Below are 4,188 nucleotides of genomic sequence, written 5' to 3'. Positions count from 1 at the left end.
GTTAAAAGAGGGGTATAAATCCCCTAGATTCACAGAAAAGCCCACTAGCTTAAGCCGGTGGGCTTTAAAATTGCCCCGCAAAGCAGGGAGATTAATGTTATCTTGCACCTGTAAAAGGATTGATCTCATCCGAGAGATCTTTTCCAGCTTTCTTTTCTTCGGCAGATATCCGTTTACCTAGAGCAGCGTAGTACCACACTGCAGGAACAATAAACGCGAGTATAAAAAGAAATTGCATAAGGTCATCCCCTTTCACCTTAACAGAATAACATATTTTTCCTTTTTTATTAAGGGTCTGTTCTCTGTTCATCTAGAACGGTTTGTTTAACAAAAGAATTACTTTTTACTGACCGAGCATTCTACTTCAAATACATAACTGGCGCTCCCCTGAGGCCATCTTGCTTGGATCATATACAGATGTCTGCCGCTACCTGCTGCGAGTTGAAAACTGTTATTTTCTACGGAAAGAGCTTCGTCCGGTCGTTCATCACCAGGAAATGAAGCTATAACCTCTATCTCCTTGGGTGCAGATGAGAATTTGAGTTCTACCTGGTCACGGCTGATGGCTTTGGGATGTACCTTCTGTTTGGTAACTAATTGATCGTAATAAGCCATATCTACACAGACGCCTTTGCCATTGTCATTCCAGCAATAAGAGCCTTGAATGGCATCGAACTGCTCACCGCCGACAGTAACTTGAACGCTTGGGGGCTGTAGCTCGGTAGCATCTGCCGGATTATTTTTATCTTCTTTAGTGGTCGATTGGAATAAGTCCAACAGATCTTTTTTGCTGATATCTGACAGACGGTAGTGGCCCATTTGTCCCGATTTAATGAGTAACCCACTGTTGTTTCCGACGATCCAAAAAGAGAACTCATAGCTTATGCCACCCTTCATGTTTACGGTTGTTCTGTAATCACTTGGAGCAATATCTAATTGTCCTTTATCATATTCTGCAGTAGTTATGGCTTGAACGAAACGTTCCAAGGATGATGCTTCAGAAATAGTCGTCACCGGCTGGTCTTTTTCTATTAAGTTAATAGAAACTATTTTTTGTGCATCCAGCTCTATTTGGCTTGATTGTTTTACTTCAGTTCTCGTATTTCCACAGCCGATCAGTCCTATGAAAAGTAAAGTAATGGTAAATATTATAAACATGTTCTTATTCATATCCATAATACTCCTTTCCTCTTTCTTTAACTCTCAGACTATAAAAAAGAGGAAAAGGTTGCTAAATAACGGGCAATTAAATTCGAATTCGATGCTTATGAATCGGTTGTACTGTGCTATTCTCTCCGTGTATAATGAGTACAGTATAGTACAGATCGGAGTACGGGGGTGTAACAGTTGGAAGGTCAAGGCGATGCAATTACTAAACATGAGCAACTGCTGCAGCATATTGAAAGTCTTAAGGTAGGCTCCAAAATATCTGTTCGTAAGCTTGCAAAAGAAATGCTGGTCAGTGAGGGAACGGCTTATCGTGCCGTTAAGGAAGCCGAGAATCTTGGGATTGTCATTACGAAGGAACGGATTGGTACAGTACGTGTAGAAAAGAAGCCTCGTAATATTTCTGAACAGCTGACATTTGGTGATGTGGTTGATATTGTGGAAGGTCATGTTCTCGGCGGGGCTAGCGGACTGAGTAAACATCTACATAAATATGTAATCGGTGCGATGAAGGTCGACGCGATGATTCGTTATATCGACGCAGACAGTCTGCTCATTGTAGGTAACCGCGATGATGTTCACTCCTTGGCACTAGAGCAGGGTGCCGGAGTTCTGGTTACAGGTGGCTTTGGGACGAGCCGTGAAGTGAAGGCATTAGCCGACGAACTGGATCTCCCCATTATTTCATCAAGACATGACACGTTTACCGTGGCATCAATGATTAACCGTGCGATTTTTGATAGATTGATTAAGAAAAAAATTATGCTGGTAGAAGATATTGTCGACAGCAAACCGCGTATGATTACGTTAAAAATTTCAAGCACCGTAGGTGAGCTACGACAGATTTCAGAGGAAACTGGAGAGCAACGTTTTCCCGTTACAGATGAATGGAACCGAGTGATTGGTATTATCGGCCGACGTGAAGTAGAGGACCTTACAGAAGGGCAAAGTATTGAAAAGGCTATGGTTCGGAGTCCGGTTACCGCCGCACTGCATACCTCACTAGCTTCAGCTGCGCAGATCATGATGTGGGAAGGCGTCGATTTCCTACCCATTGTAGACCGTAACCGCAAATTGGTGGGCTCCCTAACCCGTAAAGAGGTGCTGCAAAGTCTGCGGGATGTCCGTAACACTCCACAGCTTGGGGAGACCTTCGATCATCTCATCTGGAACGGTTTTGCGGATGAGCGGGATGAAGAGGGCCGATTGTTTTTCCATGGTTTTATTACGCCTCAGATGGCCACAGACCTTGGTACCATTTCTGAAGGTATATTGTCTACGCTAATGACGCTCTCTGCGTTTAAGGCCGCTAAGGATATTACAGGAAATGACTATGTATTAGATAATATGTCCACCTATTTTATCCGGCCGGTACAGATTGAACACGCCATTATTGTAATGCCGAGACTGCTCGAGATTAGTCGCCGTACATGTAAGCTTGAAATAGAGATCAGCTATTCAGATACTCTGGTAGCGAAAGCTGTCCTGATGCTGCAATCCATTGATCACGGCTAATATGACTGAGATTTACCTTGTCATAAAATGTTAAATAGACTGCCCTCATCGATGATCGTGAGGGCAGTCTATTTTATTCTTGTAATCCTATCAGAGGGATAGTCTAGGCTTTCGACTGGTGTTGTTCCTGGCTACGGCTGTAGTAACTATAGCTGCGTATTCCTGAGAAGATGTTAAATACACCGATTAGAAGAAAGGCAGCTTCAACAATGATATTAATGGTGGAGCCGCGAAATAGAAACATGGAAATCAGGGAGAGCGTTACGAGCATAGCGCCCAGCATCACATTCATGACGGAGCGTTTTAGCCCCTTATCTTGGGGATTTAAGGCACGGCGAGAGGATAAGCTGTACACAGCAGCGCCGATTACAAAGATCACCAGCAGGATGAACAATAAGTACTTGATAAATAAAACCATGGACAGCCAGCTCCTTTATCATGTCGTGCAAAAGCCTTGAAGTAATTTCCACTTTTGTCTGTCCATTATTGTATCACACGATTGTTGTTAGTTGCGCTTAAAAGGATTGATTTCCACCCAGATTTGCAGAACGCCTTCCATGACGAGCATCGTCCGGATTTTGACAGAGTATTCCTTATCACGCACAATGTAAAGTTTGCCATCCAGCAGCAGCCTAACCAGTTTACTGTCTGTGTCAATATCGAACATGCTGCGGCCACGCATGGGCTCCAGATCAGATCGTATTTCACTAAGTATTAATTTTAAAGTTACGGGATCAACTGAGGTTGAGCCTTCTGCTTTGCTTTCCTCTGATCGAATTTTGATTTCTCTGATTACGGTAGAGGTATTATTGTATTTTTTGAGTGTTTTAATATCCTCTTGATATTGCTCGATCTGTACACGCAGGTCTGCATTATTCAGCCATAACACGTTAAATCCAACATGGTATATAGCGTTGTATATGACGGCTCCTACGACGATCCCCAGCATGAATATAGCGGAAATTTGGGTGAATCTACGAAAACGACTGAATGGTGGAACTCTCACTGGCGTTACCCCCTGCCGCACACCCATTTTACTAGCTCGCTGCCCATATGAGCGCCGAGAAAAGCGAAGGCAAGATACATGATTTGCTTGATGGCGGGGGAGAGGTTGCCTCCAATCATGTTGCTTTCAATGACCCGTAAAGGGTCCATAGTACCCCCTACAGCGGCGGCAAGTGCCCATATTTTAATCCGGTCTGCTACATCTAGCATCGTTTGCGTCGGTGGTTGCAGGGATACTACGGCGCCGATTCCGCCGACCATAGCTCCGCCAAGTACGATGCCGAAGGCGATAAAGAAATCGAGGATCGCTTTGCTCATAAAAATGCTCATAAAGGCCCCTTCCCGGACGAGGCATCTATAAACGTTGCCTGTCCATGTGCTCTTAATCCATTCTATGGGCGGGTCCCCCTTTAATATGATAAAATAGTTTCATCTTATAGTGCGAGTTCAAAAAGTACGGTTTTCAGCACTGAGAAGATTGAAAGAAGGTAGAAACTGAGG

Annotated in this window: 6 protein-coding genes; 1 reads left to right on the top strand and 5 read right to left on the bottom strand. The window is 43.9% G+C overall.

Annotated elements, in window-relative coordinates; all coding sequences use genetic code 11:
- Positions 1-97: 97 nt before the first annotated feature.
- A complete protein-coding gene (locus CA598_RS32515; RefSeq protein WP_179283817.1) occupies positions 98-238 on the bottom strand; it encodes a hypothetical protein in 141 nt (46 codons plus the stop codon).
- A gap of 98 nt (positions 239-336) precedes the next feature.
- Complete coding sequence (locus CA598_RS31145) at positions 337-1,170, bottom strand: YhfM domain-containing protein (protein ID WP_143812493.1); 834 nt, start codon at positions 1,168-1,170, stop codon at positions 337-339.
- 177 nt (positions 1,171-1,347) lie between these two features.
- On the opposite strand from CA598_RS31145, the gene CA598_RS31140 reads away from it, so the two are divergent.
- Positions 1,348-2,682, top strand: coding sequence for a DRTGG domain-containing protein (locus CA598_RS31140; RefSeq protein WP_094874148.1), 1,335 nt, complete (start codon positions 1,348-1,350; stop codon positions 2,680-2,682).
- 103 nt (positions 2,683-2,785) lie between these two features.
- Here the strand turns inward: CA598_RS31140 and CA598_RS31135 are convergent, their stop codons facing one another.
- The 3 genes from CA598_RS31135 to CA598_RS31125 all read right to left on the bottom strand — a co-directional run bounded on the left by CA598_RS31135 (position 2,786) and on the right by CA598_RS31125 (position 4,017).
- Complete coding sequence (locus CA598_RS31135) at positions 2,786-3,100, bottom strand: YtpI family protein (protein WP_094874149.1); 315 nt, start codon at positions 3,098-3,100, stop codon at positions 2,786-2,788.
- Between the two features lie 87 nt (positions 3,101-3,187).
- Positions 3,188-3,688 carry a sporulation membrane protein YtrI gene (locus CA598_RS31130; RefSeq protein WP_094874150.1) on the bottom strand — a complete coding sequence of 167 codons (501 nt, stop codon included), beginning with the start codon at positions 3,686-3,688 and terminating at the stop codon, positions 3,188-3,190.
- Between the two features lie 5 nt (positions 3,689-3,693).
- Positions 3,694-4,017 carry a YtrH family sporulation protein gene (locus CA598_RS31125; protein WP_094874151.1) on the bottom strand — a complete coding sequence of 108 codons (324 nt, stop codon included), beginning with the start codon at positions 4,015-4,017 and terminating at the stop codon, positions 3,694-3,696.
- Positions 4,018-4,188 lie beyond the last annotated feature (171 nt).

Origin of the sequence: Paenibacillus sp. VTT E-133291 (assembly GCF_002264395.1) — a bacterium.
Classification (GTDB): domain Bacteria; phylum Bacillota; class Bacilli; order Paenibacillales; family Paenibacillaceae; genus Paenibacillus_AQ; species Paenibacillus_AQ nitricinens.
This window is presented reverse-complemented; position numbering and strand designations above follow the sequence as displayed.